This window comes from Thermus thalpophilus, from assembly GCF_022760915.1.
In the GTDB taxonomy this organism is placed as follows: Bacteria; Deinococcota; Deinococci; order Deinococcales; family Thermaceae; genus Thermus; species Thermus thalpophilus.
In genome coordinates this window covers 17,348-32,456 of sequence record NZ_JAKTNS010000015.1, presented here as the reverse complement: position 1 = coordinate 32,456, position 15,109 = coordinate 17,348, and the positions used below count along the sequence as shown (strand labels likewise).

Here is a 15,109-nt window from a genome sequence, read left to right as displayed (position 1 = left end):
TCGGAGAGGGGGTGCGGGCCGCCTACGCCCTCGCCCCGTACCTGGCGGAGGGAGGGGGCGGGATTTCTCTGGAAAGGCTCTACCTGGCGGCGGAGGAAGGGGAGTGGGGCTTGGTGCTGGGGCGTTTTCCCTTGACCTTGGGAGAAGGGCGGCTTTTCCCCTACACCTGGAACACCCCGGGCCCCGCCGGGGGAGAGGAGGGGGTGTGGGGCGGGGCCCTCACCTGGTACGGCCCCGTGCGCCTGCGCTTGGGCTACGCCTGGGAGCGGGGCGGCTTCCTGGAGGTGGCCTGGAGCGAGGCGCGGCTTTGGCTGGAGGAGAAGGGGGGTGGCGTGGCGGGAAGCGCCCGCCTGGGGGAGGTGGTGGCGTACGGGGAGGGGCGCCTACAAAGGGGCGGGTTCTTTGGCCTCTTGGGGGCGACTTTTGCCCTGGGGGAGGGGGCGGTTACCTTGGAAGGAACTTACCCTTGGGCGGGGGCGGTGGGGGTGGTTTGGCCTCTGGAGGGGGTGAGCGTGGCTGGAAGCTTGGGGTATGGGCCCGGGTGGTGGGGCTGGGTGGGGTTGGAGGGGGATGCCTTTTGGTTAAAGCTTGGGCGGTTTGGAGGGGTGTGGGCGTGGGGGTTTGCGGTTAGAGGGGATTTTTAGCACAAGCCCTGGGTATCGTGAAACAACTCACTTATGCTTCCCAAACCCGTACACAAGCTCATCCCCCTTCCGCACCACGAGAAGAAGCGCCGGGCGGCCCAAGCTGTCCTTGAGCACGTACTTGGTGCGAATCTCCCCGTCCACCACCCGCTCCTCCTGGGCCTCCACGAAGTACCCGGCGGCGGCGAAGGCGGTGAGGACCTGCTGGACGAAGGTGGCGTGGAGCCTAGCGGCGATGCCCTTGGCGGCGAAGGCCTCGAGGGCGTACCCCTTGGCCTCGGGGAAGCGGGCGAGGAGGGGCTCGGGGCTTCGGGCCTTGTAAGTGCCGGAGGGAAGGCGCACCGCCGGGTCCAGGCTGGCGCTCAAGGCCGCCACCGCCGTCACCTCCACCAAGGTTTGGGCTAAGCCCGTTCCCAACGCCAAGAGGACCAGAAGCCAAAGCCTAAGCTTTCCCATAAAAGCCATCTTAGCCCAAGAGGAGGTCGCGCGCCCGCAAGGCGAGGTGCACCCGGGCCAGGGTTTCCGGTTGGCTCAAGGGACCCACCACCCCTTCAATGCGCTTCAGGCGGTAGCGGAGGGTGTTGGGGTGAACGTGGAGCCTGCTTGCCGCTTCCTCCACGCTGCCCGAGGCCATGTAGGCCTCGAGGGTCTTTAGAAGTTTAGGCGGCAGGGGCAGGTACCGCTCCACCAGGGCCTTCAGGTCCTCGGGGGACTGCTGCAGGAGGACAAAGGCCACGGGGTCCAGGCCGCTAAAGGAAAGGGCCTCCCCCGGCCTCGCCGCCTTCAGGGCGATCAGGGCCTCCCGGTAGGCCTCCTGCACCGCGCGGTCGGCGTGGACGCCGGAGTAGCCCAAACGGCTTCCCGGGACCAGGGCTTTAAGGAGCCCCTCCGCTTCCTTCCTTGGGCTATGCACCTGCCACATGGCCGCCACCCGGTTCCCCCGGGTGGCGAGGAGGTAAGGCACCCCAAGCCGGTCCAGGTAAGCCCCGGCCTGGCGGCGGAGCTCCAAGGTGGCCTCCCGCCTCCTCTCCTCCGCCAAGCGGTGGCGGCCCGGAACCTCGGGCGGCTCGGCCAGGGCCAAGACCCACTCCACCCCCTCGGCGAAGCCGAAGGCGAAGAGCCGCTCCGCCTCCGCCTCCCCCAGGATGAGGCCCTCCAAAAGGGCCGCCCCCAAGGACTCTTCCCGCATCCTTTCCAAGCTCCTTTCCAGGGAGCGCACCTTGAGGAGGCGGGCCGCCACCTCCAGAAGCCCCCGCGCCCGCCTTAGGGCCTCCTCCTCGCCGTAGGCCACCAGGACCCCTTCCCCGGCCTCGAGGGCCACCCACCCCCGCCCCTCCCCCGGGGCCTCAGGGTGCCTGGGGGGCACGGGCCCGGCGAAGCCCAAGACCTCCCCCCAAGGGGCCACCCGGGCCAGGGGAAGGCCCGTGGCCTGGTGGAGGACCTCCAGAAAGGGGCGGTCCGGAAGCTTCAGGAGGAGGTCCACCACCCCGGAAAGGGCAAGCCCCGGGCCCAAGGCGAAGAGCCTCAGGGCCAAGGCCCTTTCCACCTCCTCCCGCTTGAGCCAAGGCGGGTAGAGGGCGAGCCCCAGCCCCTCCTTGCGGGCAAAGGCCTCCACCTCGGCCTCGGGCTCGGGTAGGAGGAAGCCCGCGGCGGCCCGGTAGCGGAAAAGGCTCCCCTCGGGGCGGAAGAGGAGGAGAGCCCCCTCCACGGCGAAGAGGGGGCGGGGCTCGGGAAGTAGGTAGAGCACGGGGCGCCCTCCCGGTACCAGGACCTGTAGCCCCAGGCCCTCCATCAAGGCGGTGAAGGAGGTGGGGTCTTCGCCAAAACTAAGCCCAAGCATTGTGTAATTCACCAATACCACGCCCATTCCCTGAAGGCAAGAAGGGAGGTCTTGTTCAAATCACCAAACTTCTTGGAGAACTTGTCTTTTACCACACTTGCCCTCTTCCCGCGCCCCCCGCATCCTGGAGGGCGAAAGGAGACGCGCATGTTCCGCGGTTCCATACCGCCCTTACCCACACCCTTCCGCAAGGGAAAGCTGGACGAGGAGGCCCTGCGCCGCCTGGTGGAGCGGGTGGTGCAGGGGGGTTCCCATGGGGTGAGCGTGGGGGGGACCACGGGGGAGCCCGGCACCCAGACCCTGGAGGAGCGCAAGCGGGCCATGGAGGTGGTCCTGGACCAGGTGGCGGGGAGGGTGCCGGTGATCCCCGGCACGGGGGCCTTGCGCCTGGAGGAAACCCTGGAGCTCACCCGCTTCGCCAAGGAGGCGGGGGCCCAAGGGGCCTTGGTCATCGTGCCTTACTACGTGAAGCCCAACCAGGAGGGGCTTTACCGCTACTTCGCCGAGGTGGCGCGGGCGGTGCCGGACTTCCCCGTCCTCATCTACAACATCCCCGGGCGGGCGGGGGTGGAGATCGCCCCCAAGACCGTGGCCCGCCTCCGGCGGGACTTCCCCAACATCGTGGGCCTGAAGCACTCCTCCAAGGACCTGGAGTACCTCTCCCACCTCTTCGCCGAGGCGGGGCGGGACTTTTTGGTCTTCTGCGGCCTGGAAAGCCTCACCCTGCCCATGATGAGCCTGGGGGCGGTGGGCACCATCGCCGCCACCGCCAACTGGCTTCCCAAGGAGGTGGCCCTCCTCTGCGAAAGGGCCTTGGCGGGGGACTACGAGGGGGCCAGGGAGATGCACTACCACCTCCTCGAGGCCAACGAAGCGATCTTCTGGGACACGAACCCCATTCCCCTCAAGACGGTCCTCTCCTGGATGGGCCTTTTGGAGAAGGAATGGCGGCTTCCCTTGGGCCCCACCACCCCCGAGGTGGAGGAGCGGCTTCGGCGGATGGCCGAGCGCTACGGCCTAATCCCCGTGGAGGCGGCATGAAGCTCGCCCGCTTCCTTGCCAAGGGCCGGGTCCACCAAGGGGTCTTCCGGGAGGGCCTCCTGCTGGACGAGGCGGGGGAGGCCCACGACCCCAAGGCCGTCACCTGGCTCCTTCCCTTCACCCCAGGGAAGATCCTAGGGGTCGCCCTAAACTACGCCGAGCACGCGGAGGAGCTGGGGCTAGGGCGCCCCGACGAGCCCGCCCTCTTTTGGAAGCCGAACACCAGCCTCCTTCCCCACCAAGGGGTGGTGCTTTACCCCAAGGGGGCAAGGTTCGTCCACTACGAGGTGGAGCTCGCCGTGGTGGTGGGGAGGCCCATGAAGCGGGTGAAGGCGGGGGACGCCCTGGACTACGTCCTGGGCTACACCATCGCCAACGACCTGGTGGTGCGGGACTACGTGACCAACACCTTCCGCCCCCCCATCCGGGCCAAGGGGCGGGACACCTTCTTGCCCCTGGGGCCCTTTTTGGTGGTGGGGGAGGTGGAGGACCCCCAGAACCTTTGGCTAAAGGCCTACGTGAACGGGGAGCTTCGGCAGGAGGGGCACACCTCGAGGATGCTCTACTCCGTGGCGGAGCTTTTGGCGTACATCTCGGAGTTCATGACCCTGGAGCCCTACGACGTCCTCCTCACCGGCACCCCCAAGGGGATCAGCCAGGTGCACCCGGGGGACGTGATGCGCTTGGAGATTGAGGGCCTGGGCGCCCTGGAAAACCCCATAGAGGAGGAGCCATGAGGTACGCCGACGCCGTGGCCGGCATTCCTTGGGAGACCATTGAGGCGGTGCGGAAGCGCCTACGGGAGAAGCCCGCCCTCCACTTCATCAAAGGGGAGTTCCTCCCCTCGGAAAGCGGGGAGACCTTCCCCTCCTTGGACCCCGCCAGCAACGAGGTCTTGGGCCACGCCGCCCGGGGCGGGGAAAGGGAGGTGGACAAGGCGGCCCGAGCGGCCCACGAGGCCTTTCAAAGGTGGAGCCGCACCAAGGCCAAGGAGCGGAAGCGCTACCTCCTAAAGATCGCCGAGCTCATAGAAAAGCACGCCGACGAGCTCGCCGTCATGGAGTGCCTGGATGCGGGCCAGGTCCTCCGCATCGTCCGGGCCCAGGTGGCGCGGGCGGCGGAGAACTTCGCCTTCTACGCCGAGTACGCCGAGCACGCCATGGAGGACCGCACCTTCCCCGTGGACCGGGACTGGCTTTACTACACGGTGCGGGTTCCGGTGGGCCCCGTGGGGATCATCACCCCCTGGAACGCCCCCCTGATGCTCTCCACCTGGCGCATCGCCCCCGCCCTGGCCTTTGGGGACACCGTGGTCCTGAAGCCGGCGGAGTGGAGCCCCTTCACCGCCAGCAAGCTCGCCGAGATCCTCCAGGAGGCGGACCTGCCCCCTGGGGTCTTCAACCTGGTCCAGGGCTTTGGCGAGGAGGCGGGGGCGGCCTTGGTGGCCCACCCCTTGGTGCCCCTCCTCACCCTCACCGGGGAGACGGAGACGGGGAAGATCGTCATGCGAAACGCCGCCCAACACCTAAAGAGGCTTTCCCCCGAGCTCGGCGGCAAAAGCCCGGCTTTGGTCTTCGCCGACGCCGACCTGGAGCGGGCCTTGGACGCCGTGGTCTTCCAGATTTACTCCTTCAACGGGGAAAGGTGCACGGCGAGCTCCCGGCTCCTCGTGGAGGAAAGCGTCTTTGAAGACTTCGTGGGAAGGGTGGCGGAAAGGGCCAAGGCCATCCGGGTGGGCCATCCCCTGGACCCCGAGACGGAGGTGGGGCCCCTCATCCACCCCGAGCACCTGGAGCGGGTTTTGGGCTACGTCCGGGTGGGCCTCGAGGAGGGTGCCAAGCTCCTCGTGGGGGGCAAAAGGGCCACCCGCTCCTTCCGCGGGGAGGACCTCTCCCTGGGCAACTACCTGGAGCCCACCCTCTTCGTGGGGGAAAACTCCATGAAAATCGCCCAGGAGGAAATCTTCGGGCCCGTGTTGGTGGCCATCCCCTTCAAGGACGAGGAGGACGCCCTGAGAAAGGCCAACGACACCAAGTACGGCCTCGCCGCCTACGTCTTCACCCGGGACCTGGAGCGGGCCCACCGCCTGGCCCTGGAGTTGGAGGCGGGGATGGTCTACCTGAATAGCCACAACGTGCGCCACCTGCCCACCCCCTTCGGGGGGGTGAAGGAAAGCGGCGACCGGCGGGAAGGGGGCTTCTACGCCCTGGAGTTCTACACCGACCTGAAGGGCGTGGCCCTCCCCCTAAGGCCGCCCCACATTCCCAGGTTCGGCAAGTGAGGAGGTGAAGGTATGGCGAGGACGGGAGCGGAGTACATGGAGGCCCTACGGGAGAGGCCCCCGAACCTCTGGTACAAGGGGGAGAAGGTGGAGGACCCCACCACCCACCCGGTCTTCCGGGGCATCGTGCGCGCCATGGCGGCCCTATATGACCTGCAGCACGACCCCCGCTACCGGGAGGTCCTCACCTACGAGGCGGAGGGGAAGCGCCACGGCACGAGCTTCCTCATCCCCAAGACCAAGGAGGACCTAAAGCGGCGGGGCCAGGCCTACAAGCTCTGGGCGGACCAGAACCTGGGCATGATGGGCCGAAGCCCCGATTACCTGAACGCCGTGGTCATGGCCTATGCGGCGAGCGCCGAGTACTTCGGGGAGTTCGCCGAGAACGTCCGGAACTACTACCGGTACCTCCGGGACCACGACCTGGCCACCACCCACGCCCTCACCAACCCCCAGGTGAACCGGGCCAAGCCCCCTTCCGCCCAGCCCGACCCCTACATCCCCGTGGGGGTGGTGCGGCAGACGGAAAAGGGCATCGTGGTGCGGGGGGCCCGGATGACCGCCACCTTCCCCCTGGCGGACGAGGTTCTCATCTTCCCCTCCACCCTCCTCAAAGAGGGGCCGGGAAGCGAGAAGTACGCCATCGCCTTTGCCCTTCCCACCTCCACCCCCGGGCTCCACTTCGTCTGCCGGGAGGCCCTGGTGGGGGGGGATAGCCCCTTTGACTACCCCCTCTCTAGCCGCCTCGAGGAGATGGACTGCCTGGTCATCTTTGACGACGTCCTGGTCCCTTGGGAGCGGGTTTTCATCCTGGGGAGCGTGGAGCTTTGCAACAACGCTTACGCCGCCACGGGCGCCCTAAACCACATGGCCCACCAGGTGGTGGCCCTGAAGACCGCCAAGACGGAGGCCTTCTTGGGGGTGGCCGCCCTCATGGCCGAGGGCATCGGGGCCGACGCCTACGGCCACGTGCAGGAGAAGATCGCCGAGATCATCGTCTACCTGGAGGCCATGAAGGCCTTCTGGACCCGGGCGGAGGAGGAGGCCAGGGAGAACGCCTACGGCCTCTTGGTCCCGGACCGCAAGGCCCTGGACGGGGCGCGCAACCTTTACCCGAGGCTTTACCCCAGGATCCGGGAAATCCTGGAGCAGATAGGGGCCTCGGGCCTCATCACCCTCCCTTCGGAGAAGGACTTCAAGGGACCCCTTGCGCCCCTTCTGGACAAGTACCTGCAAGGGGCCACCCTGGAGGCCCGGGAGCGGGTGGCCCTCTTCCGCCTGGCCTGGGACATGACCCTTTCCGGCTTCGGAGCGCGGCAGGAGCTTTACGAGCGCTTCTTCTTCGGCGACCCCGTGCGCATGTACCAGACCCTCTACCAGGTCTACGATAAGGAGCCTTATAAGGAGCGCATCCGCAGCTTCCTACAGAGGAGCCTCGAGGTCTTCGCGGAGGTGCGGGCGTGAAGGAGGCCTTCAAGGAGGCCTTAAGCCGCTTCGCCAGCGGCGTCACCGTGGTGGCGGTGAGGGCGGGGGAGGAGGAAAGGGGCATGACCGCCACCGCCTTCATGTCCTTGAGCCTCGAGCCCCCCCTGGTGGCCCTGGCGGTGAGCGAGCGGGCGAAGCTCCTTCCCCTTCTGGAAAGGGCGGGGGCCTTCACGGTGAGCCTCCTCCGGGAGGGGCAGGAGGCGGTTTCCGAGCACTTCGCCGGAAGGCCCAAGGAGGGGGTGGGCCTGGTGGGGGGAAGGGTGGAAGGGGCCTTGGCGGCGCTCCGATGCCGCCTGGAGGCCCTTTACCCCGGCGGGGACCACCGGATCGTGGTGGGGCGGGTGGAGGAGGTGGAGCTTGCCGAGATGGGCCCGCCCCTCCTCTACTTCGCCCGCGGCTACAGGAGGCTTTTATGGCCATCGTGAGGGTGGGTTTCCTAGAGCTTTGGGTCAGGGATCTGGAGCGGAGCCTGGAGTTCTACCAAGGGCTTTTGGGGATGCTCCTGGAGAGGCGGGAGGGAAAGGCGGCCTACCTTAGGGGCTACGAGGAGCGGGAATGGAGCCTCAAGCTTCGGGAGGCCCCCGTGGCCGCCGTGGCCGCCATCGGTTTTAAGGTGGACGGGGAGGAGGGCCTGGAGGAGGCCCTGGCCTGGGCCCAAAGGGAGGGACTTCCCCACCGCCTCGAGGCGGACTGGGGAAGGCCCAAGGTCCTCCGGGTGCAGGACCCCTTCGGCTACCCCCTGGCCTTCTACTTCCAGGCGGAGAAGCTTCCCCGCATGCTTCAGGAGTACCACCTCTACCGGGGGCCCGGCCTCCTCCGCATGGACCACGTGAACCTCTTCGCCCCGGAGGTGGGCCGGGCCACCCGCTACTACCAGGAGGTCTTGGGCTTCCGCCTCACGGAGTACACGGAGGACGAGGAGGGCCGGCTTTGGGCGAGCTGGCTCCACCGCAAGGGGAACGTGCACGATGTGGCCTTCACCAACGGGGAAGGCCCCAGGCTCCACCACTTCGCCTACTGGCTTCCCGACGCCATGGCGGTGATCCGGGCGGCGGACATCCTGGCGGGCGCCCGGCGCACGGACGGAATTGAGCGGGGCCCGGGGCGGCACGGCATCTCCAACGCCATGTTCCTCTACCTCCGGGACCCCGATGGGCACCGGGTGGAGCTCTACACCTCCGACTACCTCACCGTGGACCCGGACCTGCCCCCGGTGCGCTGGAGCCTCAACGACCCCCGGCGCCAGACCCTTTGGGGCCACCGCACCCCCAAGAGCTGGTTTTTGGAGGGGAGCACCCTTTTGGACCTGGAAGGGAACCCGGTGCCCACGCAAAGCCCCGCCCTCTTGGGCCTTCCCGAGCACGTGACCTAAAGGCCCCGGTCCCACCCCGGGGCTTGACGGGACAAAGGTCCCTTCCTAAACTGAAGGCCGAACCAAACGGGTGTTCGTTAGACCCAATCCGGGCCACGCCCGGTGGGAAAAAGGAGGTAAAGGATGAAGCGTTGGTTGGCGGTAGCTTTGGTCCTGGCCCTTTCCGCTTGGGCCCAGGGGGTCTTGAAGGTGGGGGTGGTGGTCTCGGCCACGGGGCCCGCCGCCTCCTTAGGCATCCCCGAGCGCAACACCTTCCTCATGTTGCAAGAGCTCCTGGACCGCCAGGGCGGCGTGGCGGGGCGGAAGGTCCAGTTCGTCATTCTGGACGACGCCTCGGACACCACCCAGGCGGTGCGGAACACCAGGCGCCTGGTGGAGGAAGGCGCCGTGGCCATCGTGGGCACCACCACCACCCCCGCCTCCTTGGGCATGATCCCGGTGGTGGCGGAGGCCAAGGTGCCCATGATCTCCCTGGCCGCCAGCAAGGACATCATCCACCCGGTGGACGCCCAGCGCTTCTGGGTCTTCAAGACGCCTCAGACAGAGGAGCTCATGGCCCGGGCCATCGTGGCGGACATGGTGGCCCGGGGGGTGAAGACCGTGGGCTACATCGGCTTCAACGACGCCTACGGGGAAGGCTGGGCCCGCTTCTTTGAGGCGGAGGCCAAGGCCAAGGGGCTTCAGGTGGTGGCGAACGAACGCTACAACCGCACGGACACCAGCGTCACCGGCCAGGTGCTAAGGATCATCGCCCGCCGGCCCGACGCCGTCCTGATCGGGGCGAGCGGCACCCCCGCGGTGCTGCCCCAGCGCACCCTGAAGGAGCGGGGCTACCCGGGCCTCATCTACCAGACCCACGGGGTGGCGAACCCCGACTTCCTGCGGGTGGGGGGCAAGGACGTGGAGGGGACCCTTCTTCCCGCCGGGCCCATCCTGGTGGCGGAGCAGCTCCCTAGCGCCTTCCCCTCCAAGCGGGTGGCCCTGGACTACATCCAGCGCTACGAGGCCAAGTACGGCATCGGCAGCTACTCCACCTTTGGGGCCCACGCTTGGGACGCCTGGCTCATCCTGCGCCCCGCCCTGGAGCGGGCCTTGAAGAAGGCCGATCCCGACAAGGACCTGGCCGCCTTCCGCGCCGCCTTGCGGGACGAGATTGAGGCCACGAGGAACGTGGTGGCCACCCACGGGGTCTTCACCTTCACCAAGGAGGACCACCTGGGCCTCCGCTTTGAGGACGCGGCGGTGATGGTCCGGGTGGAGGGCGGCCGCTGGAGGCTGGAGCGCACCTTCCGCTAAGCCATGGACGCCACCATCCTGGGCTTTCTCCTCCTGGACGGGCTCCAGAACGGGGTCATCTACGGGCTTTTGGCCATCGCCATGGTCCTGGTCTTCGCCGTAACCCGGGTGATCCTGGTGCCCATCGGGGAGCTCCTCATGTTCGCCCCCCTTTCCCTGGTCTGGCTTTTGGAGGGGAAGGTCCCGGGGACGCTCTGGCTGGCCTTGGCCCTGGGGCTCGTTTGGGCGGGGCGGGTGCGGGGGCGGGGGGCTTGGGGGCCCCTGCTTGGGGCCCTGGGGCTTTCCGCCCTCTTTTTCCTCGCCCTCTTCCTTAAGCCCCTGGCCTACGTGGCGGCGGTCCTCCTCGTGGTCTACCTGGGGGTGGCCACGTACCGGGTCTTCTTCCAGCCCCTGCGGGAGGCCACGGTGCTTTCCCTCCTCATCATGGCGGTGGGGCTCCACGTGGCCTACCAGGGCCTGGGTCTGGTCTTCTTCGGCCCGGAGCAGTTCCGCCCCGAGCCCCTTCTAAAGGGAGAGGTGGTGGTGGGGCTTTCCTGGCAGGGGGTTTTGGTCCTCCTCTTCGCCCTCCTGAGCGTCTTGGCCCTTTACGGCTTCTTCCGTTTTTCCCTTTACGGGAAGGCCCTTTTGGCCGCGGCGGAGAGCCGGCTTGGGGCGAGGCTCACGGGCATCTCCCCGGAGGAGGCGGGGATGGTGGCCTTCGGCATCGCGAGCCTGTTGGCGGGGCTATCCGGCCTCCTCCTCGCCCCCCTCATCAACGCCGCCTACTTCATGGGCTTCATGCTGGGGCTGAAGGGGTTCGTGGCCGCCATCCTGGGGGGGCTTGCCAGCTACCCGGTGGCCTTTTTGGGGGCGCTCTTGGTGGGCTTCTTTGAGAGCTTCACCAGCTTTTTCGCCAGCGCCTACAAGGAGGCCTTGGTGTTTCTCCTTTTGGTGCCCGCCCTCTTCTACCAAAGCCTAAGGGCGCGGGCGGTGGAGGAGTGATGCGCCACCTTTGGTTTCTCCTGCTCCTTTTGCCCTTTTTGCTCCTTCCCTTTCCCTTTTACCTCACCCTCCTCAACTTCTTCGCCCTCTCGGCCCTGGTGGCCCTCTCCCTCTACGTGCTCACGGGCCTGGCGGGGATGACCAGCTTCGCCCAGGCGGCCTTCATGGGGATGGGGGCCTACGCCACCGCCCTCCTCACGGCGAAGGCGGGGCTATCCCCTTGGCTCGGGCTCCTGGTGGGCCTTCTCCTCTCCCTCCTCCTGGCCCTGGTCCTGGGGGGGCTCACGGTGCGGCTCAAGGGACACTTCCTGCCCCTTTCCACCATCGCCTGGCAGGTGGCCCTCTACATCCTGGCGGGGAACCTGGTGGACCTCACCGGGGGGCACACGGGGATCACCGACCTGCCGGCGCTCCACCTCTTCGGCCTCCCCCTGGACACGGGCTTCCGCTACGCCCTCTTCAGCCTGTTCCTCCTGGTCCTCTGCCTTTTGGCCCTGGACAACCTGCGGGCGAGCCGCCTGGGCCGGGCCCTTTTAGCCCTGCGGGGGGACGCCCTGGCGGCGGCCAGCTTCGGGGTGGAGCCGGCGCGCCTCCGCCTCCAGGCCTTCCTCCTGGCGGGGGCCATGGCGGGGCTTGCGGGCTTCCTCTACGCCCACTTCCTGCGCTTCGTGAACCCCACCCCCTTCTCCCTGGAGGCCTCCATCAAGTACCTGGTGATGGCGGTGGCGGGCGGGGTGGGGACCATCCCCGGGGTGGTGCTGGGGGCGGCCTTCTTCACGGGCCTGGAGGACTGGCTCAAGGACCTCCTCCCCCTCCTCCTGGGCCGGGAGGGGAACTACGAGGTCATCGCCTACGGCCTCCTCCTGGCCCTCATCCTCCTCCTGGCCCCCAAGGGGCTTTGGCCCCTCCTGGCGGCGAGGCTTCCCCGAAGGGAAGGACGCCTCCTTGAGGCCGAACCCCTCCCCCTCACCCCGCCCCAGGGGGCGAGGGGGGAGGTGGTCCTCCGGGTGGAGAACCTGAAAAAGGCCTTCGGCGGCCTCCTCGCCGTGAACGGGGTCTCCTTCGCCCTGAGGCGGGGGGAGATCCTGGCCCTCATCGGCCCCAACGGGGCGGGGAAGAGCACCACCTTCAACCTCATCACCGGGGCCCTGGCCCCGGATGGGGGCCGGGTCTTCCTCTTCGGCCAGGAGGTGACGGGGCTTCCCCCCTACCGCATCCACCGCCTGGGCCTCGGGCGCACCTTCCAGCACCCCCACCTCTTCCCCGAGCTTTCCGTCTTGGAAAACGCCGCCTTGGGCACCCACGCCCGCACCCGCGCGGGCTTCCTCCCGGTCCTCCTGGGCCTCCACCGGAAGGAGGAGGCGAGGGCCCTCGCCACCGCCCACCGGGCGCTGAAGCGGGTGGGCCTGGAGTCCCTGGCCTGGGAGCGGGCGGAGCGGCTTAGCGTGGGGCAGCAAAGGCTTTTGGAGATCGCCCGCCTCCTGGCCTCGGGGGCGGAGGTCCTCCTTTTGGACGAGCCGGGGGCGGGGCTGCGGGCGGGGGAGAAGCGGGAGCTCGCCCACCTCCTTAGGGCCCTGGCCCAGGAGGGGTACACCCTCCTTCTGGTGGACCACGACATGGACCTCGTCATGGGCCTGGCGGACCGGGTGGTGGTGATGAACTACGGGGAGAAGATCGCCGAGGGAACCCCGGCGGAGGTGCAGAAGAACCCCCTGGTGCGGGCCGCCTACCTGGGGGAGGAGGTGGCCTGATGCTCCGGGTGGAAGGCCTTTCCGTGCGCTACGGGCCCTTGGAGGCGGTGCGGGGGGTATCCTTCCACCTCCGGGAGGGGGAGGCTTTGGCGGTGATCGGCCCCAACGGGGCGGGGAAGACGAGCCTCCTGCGGGGGCTTTTGGGCCTGGCCCGGACGGAGGGCCGCGTCGCCCTGGATGGGGAGGTCCTGGTCAGGCGAAGCCCCGAGGACCTCCTCCAGCGGGGCCTCGTCCTGGTGCCGGAGGGGCGGGCCCTCTTCCCCGGGCTTTCCGTGGAGGACAACCTCCGCCTTGGGGGGTTCCTCCGCTTCCGGAAGGGCGAGGACTTGAGGCCGGATTTGGCGCGGGTCTACGGCCTCTTCCCCCGGCTAAAGGAGAGGCGGGGGCAGCTCGCCGGGACGCTTTCCGGGGGGGAGCAGCAGATGCTGGCCATCGGCCGCGCCCTCATGGCGAGGCCCCGCCTCCTCCTCCTGGACGAGCCCTCCTTGGGGCTTGCCCCCTTGATGGTGCGGGAGATCTACCGCATCCTGGCCGCCCTAAAGGGGGAGGGGGTGACGCTTCTCGTGGTGGAGCAAAACGCCAAGGTGGCCCTGGAGCTCGCCGACCGGGGGCTTGTGCTGGAGGCGGGGGAGGTGGCCCTGGAGGGAAGCGCCAAGGAGCTTTGGCAAAACCCGAAGGTGGTGGAGGCTTACCTGGGCCTTAAGCGGGAGGTGGGGGAGGGATGAGGGATCCCTTCATGGAGGCCTTGGGCCTCGAGGTGGTGCACCTGGCCCCGGGGGAAGCCAAGGTGGTGGGCCGGGTGGAGAAGGCGCACCTGAACCTCCACGGCACCGCCCACGGGGGGTTCCTCTACGCCCTGGCGGACAGCGCCTTCGCCCTCGCCTCCAACTCCCGGGGGCCCGCGGTGGCCCTTTCCTGCCGCATGGACTACTTCCGGCCCCTCTACCCCGGGGCCCTCGTGGAAGCAAGGGCGGTGGAGGTGAACCTCTCCCGGCGCACCGCCACCTACCGGGTGGAGGTGGTTTCGGAGGGAAAACTGGTGGCCCTCTTCACGGGCACCGTCTTTCGCTTAGGAGGTGAGGATGTACCAGCCAGAGTTGGAAACCCTTCCCAGGGAGAAGCTTAGGGCGCTTCAGGAGGAGCGGCTGCGCCAGGTGGTGGCCTACGTCTACGAGCGGGTGCCCTTTTACCGAAGGCTTCTAGACGAGGCGGGGGTGAGCCCGGGGGAGATCCGGGGCCTCATGGACCTCCCCAAGCTCCCCTTCACTAAAAAGGACCACCTGCGGGAAAACTACCCCTTTGGCCTCTTCGCCGTACCCCGGGAGAAGTTGGCCCGCATCCACGCCTCCAGTGGCACCACGGGCAAGCCCACGGTGGTGGGCTACACCCGGGGCGACCTCGAGGTCTTCGCCCAGGTGGTGGCCCGTTCCCTGGCGGCGGCGGGGGCGAGGCCCGGGATGATGCTCCACAACGCCTACGGCTACGGCCTCTTCACCGGGGGGCTTGGCCTCCACGGGGGGGCGGAGGCCTTGGGCATGACCGTGGTGCCGGTTTCCGGGGGCATGACGGAGCGCCAGGTCATGCTCATCCAGGATTTCCGCCCCGAGGTGATCTCCTGCACCCCCTCCTACGCCCAGACCCTGGCGGAGGAGTTCAGGAAGCGGGGGGTTCCCCCCGAGGCCCTTTCCCTGGAGTACGCCGTCCTGGGCGCCGAACCTTGGACGGAGGCTATCCGCAAGCAGGTGGACGAGGGGCTTGGGGTGAAGAGCACCAACATCTACGGCCTCTCCGAGATCATCGGCCCCGGGGTGGCCAACGAGTGCGTGGAGGAACGCCAGGGGAGCCACATCTGGGAGGACCACTTCCTGCCCGAGGTGGTGGACCCGGACACGGGAGAGCCCCTTCCCGAGGGCAGGGTGGGGGTCCTGGTCCTCACCACCCTCACCAAGGAAGCCATGCCCCTCCTTCGCTACTGGACAGGGGACCTGACCTTCCTCACCTACGCGCCCTGCACCTGCGGCCGCACCCACGTGCGCATGGGGCCCATTCTGGGCCGCACGGACGACATGCTCATCATCCGCGGGGTGAACGTCTACCCCACCCAGGTGGAGGCGGTGCTTTTGGGCATCCCCGAGGTGGAGCCCTACTACCAGATCGTGGTGCGGCGGGAGGGCACCTTGGACGAGGCGGAGCTTAAGGTGGAGGTGTCCGAGGCTTTCTTCCAGGAAATCGGCAGAAAAGCCCTCTCCGACGAGGTGATTGAGGCGGACCACCGCCTCCACGCCCTTCGGGAAAAGGTGGCCCACAAGATCAAGGACACCATCGGCGTTAGCATGCGGGTCACCCTCCTCGCCCCCGGGGAGGCCCCGAGGAGTGAAGGGGGGAAGCTAAGGCGGGTTTTGGACCTGCGCAAGTAGC

General features: G+C 68.1%; 15 protein-coding genes. 13 read left to right on the top strand and 2 right to left on the bottom strand.

Annotated features, from left to right (window positions below; genetic code table 11):
- Window positions 1-11 precede the first annotated feature (11 nt).
- A complete protein-coding gene (locus tag L0D17_RS06920; RefSeq protein ID WP_243094563.1) occupies window positions 12-644 on the top strand; it encodes a hypothetical protein in 633 nt (210 codons plus the stop codon).
- A gap of 27 nt (window positions 645-671) precedes the next feature.
- Here the strand turns inward: L0D17_RS06920 and L0D17_RS06915 are convergent, their stop codons facing one another.
- Both L0D17_RS06915 and L0D17_RS06910 read right to left on the bottom strand, forming a co-directional pair.
- On the bottom strand, window positions 672-1,100 hold the full coding sequence (locus L0D17_RS06915; RefSeq protein ID WP_243094562.1) for a hypothetical protein: 429 nt from the start codon (window positions 1,098-1,100) through the stop codon (window positions 672-674).
- Between the two features lie 10 nt (window positions 1,101-1,110).
- Window positions 1,111-2,484, bottom strand: coding sequence for a helix-turn-helix domain-containing protein (locus L0D17_RS06910; RefSeq protein ID WP_243094561.1), 1,374 nt, complete (start codon window positions 2,482-2,484; stop codon window positions 1,111-1,113).
- 147 nt (window positions 2,485-2,631) lie between these two features.
- Here L0D17_RS06910 and hpaI point away from each other — a divergent pair, with 147 nt between their 5' ends.
- The 12 genes from hpaI (at window position 2,632) to L0D17_RS06850 (ending at window position 15,108) form a co-directional block, all read left to right on the top strand.
- Window positions 2,632-3,525 carry a 2,4-dihydroxyhept-2-ene-1,7-dioic acid aldolase gene (gene hpaI, locus L0D17_RS06905; protein WP_243094560.1) on the top strand — a complete coding sequence of 298 codons (894 nt, stop codon included), beginning with the start codon at window positions 2,632-2,634 and terminating at the stop codon, window positions 3,523-3,525.
- Window positions 3,522-4,262, top strand: coding sequence for a fumarylacetoacetate hydrolase family protein (locus tag L0D17_RS06900; protein ID WP_243094559.1), 741 nt, complete (start codon window positions 3,522-3,524; stop codon window positions 4,260-4,262). The genes hpaI and L0D17_RS06900 overlap by 4 nt, the downstream gene beginning before the upstream one ends.
- Window positions 4,259-5,806 carry a 5-carboxymethyl-2-hydroxymuconate semialdehyde dehydrogenase gene (hpaE, locus tag L0D17_RS06895; protein WP_243094558.1) on the top strand — a complete coding sequence of 516 codons (1,548 nt, stop codon included), beginning with the start codon at window positions 4,259-4,261 and terminating at the stop codon, window positions 5,804-5,806. Before L0D17_RS06900 ends, hpaE begins: the two co-directional genes overlap by 4 nt.
- 12 nt (window positions 5,807-5,818) lie before the next feature.
- Complete coding sequence (gene hpaB / locus L0D17_RS06890) at window positions 5,819-7,270, top strand: 4-hydroxyphenylacetate 3-monooxygenase, oxygenase component (RefSeq protein WP_243094557.1); 1,452 nt, start codon at window positions 5,819-5,821, stop codon at window positions 7,268-7,270.
- On the top strand, window positions 7,267-7,716 hold the full coding sequence (gene hpaC / locus L0D17_RS06885) for a 4-hydroxyphenylacetate 3-monooxygenase reductase subunit (RefSeq protein WP_243094556.1): 450 nt from the start codon (window positions 7,267-7,269) through the stop codon (window positions 7,714-7,716). The genes hpaB and hpaC overlap by 4 nt, the downstream gene beginning before the upstream one ends.
- Window positions 7,704-8,663: a 3,4-dihydroxyphenylacetate 2,3-dioxygenase gene (gene hpaD, locus L0D17_RS06880; protein ID WP_243094555.1), complete on the top strand. Its 960-nt coding sequence runs from the start codon at window positions 7,704-7,706 to the stop codon at window positions 8,661-8,663. Before hpaC ends, hpaD begins: the two co-directional genes overlap by 13 nt.
- Before the next feature lie 123 nt (window positions 8,664-8,786).
- Window positions 8,787-9,959, top strand: coding sequence for an ABC transporter substrate-binding protein (locus L0D17_RS06875; RefSeq protein ID WP_243094554.1), 1,173 nt, complete (start codon window positions 8,787-8,789; stop codon window positions 9,957-9,959).
- A 3-nt stretch (window positions 9,960-9,962) separates the two neighbouring features.
- Window positions 9,963-10,940: a branched-chain amino acid ABC transporter permease gene (locus tag L0D17_RS06870; protein ID WP_243094553.1), complete on the top strand. Its 978-nt coding sequence runs from the start codon at window positions 9,963-9,965 to the stop codon at window positions 10,938-10,940.
- Window positions 10,940-12,691 carry a branched-chain amino acid ABC transporter ATP-binding protein/permease gene (locus L0D17_RS06865; RefSeq protein WP_243094552.1) on the top strand — a complete coding sequence of 584 codons (1,752 nt, stop codon included), beginning with the start codon at window positions 10,940-10,942 and terminating at the stop codon, window positions 12,689-12,691. The genes L0D17_RS06870 and L0D17_RS06865 overlap by 1 nt, the downstream gene beginning before the upstream one ends.
- On the top strand, window positions 12,691-13,416 hold the full coding sequence (locus L0D17_RS06860) for an ABC transporter ATP-binding protein (protein WP_243094551.1): 726 nt from the start codon (window positions 12,691-12,693) through the stop codon (window positions 13,414-13,416). Before L0D17_RS06865 ends, L0D17_RS06860 begins: the two co-directional genes overlap by 1 nt.
- Window positions 13,413-13,817, top strand: coding sequence for a hydroxyphenylacetyl-CoA thioesterase PaaI (gene paaI, locus L0D17_RS06855; protein ID WP_243094550.1), 405 nt, complete (start codon window positions 13,413-13,415; stop codon window positions 13,815-13,817). The genes L0D17_RS06860 and paaI overlap by 4 nt, the downstream gene beginning before the upstream one ends.
- Window positions 13,774-15,108: a phenylacetate--CoA ligase family protein gene (locus L0D17_RS06850; protein WP_243094549.1), complete on the top strand. Its 1,335-nt coding sequence runs from the start codon at window positions 13,774-13,776 to the stop codon at window positions 15,106-15,108. Before paaI ends, L0D17_RS06850 begins: the two co-directional genes overlap by 44 nt.
- Window position 15,109 lies beyond the last annotated feature (1 nt).

What these genes read in the sequence shown, in the direction of transcription:
- L0D17_RS06915 (WP_243094562.1), bottom strand. Translation starts at nt 1,100, where the DNA reads ATGGGAAAGCTTAGGCTTTGGCTTCTGGTCCTCTTGGCGTTGGGAACG.
- L0D17_RS06910 (WP_243094561.1), bottom strand. Translation starts at nt 2,484, where the DNA reads ATGCTTGGGCTTAGTTTTGGCGAAGACCCCACCTCCTTCACCGCCTTG.
- hpaI (WP_243094560.1), top strand. Translation starts at nt 2,632, where the DNA reads ATGTTCCGCGGTTCCATACCGCCCTTACCCACACCCTTCCGCAAGGGA.
- L0D17_RS06900 (WP_243094559.1), top strand. Translation starts at nt 3,522, where the DNA reads ATGAAGCTCGCCCGCTTCCTTGCCAAGGGCCGGGTCCACCAAGGGGTC.
- hpaE (WP_243094558.1), top strand. Translation starts at nt 4,259, where the DNA reads ATGAGGTACGCCGACGCCGTGGCCGGCATTCCTTGGGAGACCATTGAG.
- hpaB (WP_243094557.1), top strand. Translation starts at nt 5,819, where the DNA reads ATGGCGAGGACGGGAGCGGAGTACATGGAGGCCCTACGGGAGAGGCCC.
- hpaD (WP_243094555.1), top strand. Translation starts at nt 7,704, where the DNA reads ATGGCCATCGTGAGGGTGGGTTTCCTAGAGCTTTGGGTCAGGGATCTG.
- L0D17_RS06875 (WP_243094554.1), top strand. Translation starts at nt 8,787, where the DNA reads ATGAAGCGTTGGTTGGCGGTAGCTTTGGTCCTGGCCCTTTCCGCTTGG.
- L0D17_RS06870 (WP_243094553.1), top strand. Translation starts at nt 9,963, where the DNA reads ATGGACGCCACCATCCTGGGCTTTCTCCTCCTGGACGGGCTCCAGAAC.
- L0D17_RS06865 (WP_243094552.1), top strand. Translation starts at nt 10,940, where the DNA reads ATGCGCCACCTTTGGTTTCTCCTGCTCCTTTTGCCCTTTTTGCTCCTT.
- L0D17_RS06860 (WP_243094551.1), top strand. Translation starts at nt 12,691, where the DNA reads ATGCTCCGGGTGGAAGGCCTTTCCGTGCGCTACGGGCCCTTGGAGGCG.
- paaI (WP_243094550.1), top strand. Translation starts at nt 13,413, where the DNA reads ATGAGGGATCCCTTCATGGAGGCCTTGGGCCTCGAGGTGGTGCACCTG.
- L0D17_RS06850 (WP_243094549.1), top strand. Translation starts at nt 13,774, where the DNA reads ATGTACCAGCCAGAGTTGGAAACCCTTCCCAGGGAGAAGCTTAGGGCG.